The organism is Carnobacterium sp. (genome assembly GCF_032094055.1).
Classification (GTDB): Bacteria; Bacillota; Bacilli; order Lactobacillales; family Carnobacteriaceae; genus Carnobacterium_A.
Genome location: NZ_DAMDAK010000030.1, coordinates 1 through 298, shown reverse-complemented (window position 1 = coordinate 298; position 298 = coordinate 1). Strand labels below are relative to the sequence as shown.

Annotated in this window: 1 pseudogene; it reads right to left on the bottom strand. The window is 41.6% G+C overall.

What is annotated here, in order from left to right:
• Positions 1 to 298, bottom strand: a pseudogene (locus RT405_RS06280) (acyl-CoA synthetase FdrA); the annotation flags it as partial.

Here is a 298-nt window from a genome sequence, read left to right as displayed (position 1 = left end):
ACCTGAAGCTCCAACAATACCGATTCTTCCTGGACGGATAATGTTCGTAAAGGCCATCGGTACGCCATTAATAATGCCTGTCCCACAGTCTGGTCCCATCACCAATAAGCCTTTTTCATGTGCTTTTTTCTTTAAACGAACTTCATCTTCAATTGCTACGTTATCACTAAAAATAAACGGGTGAAGTCCTTCGTCTAATGCTTTTTCTGCTTCTAAAGCAGCGTACGTTCCCGGTACAGAAATCAACGCTACATTAGCATCTTTACCTAATTTTAAAGCTGTGTCCCATGTACGAGCA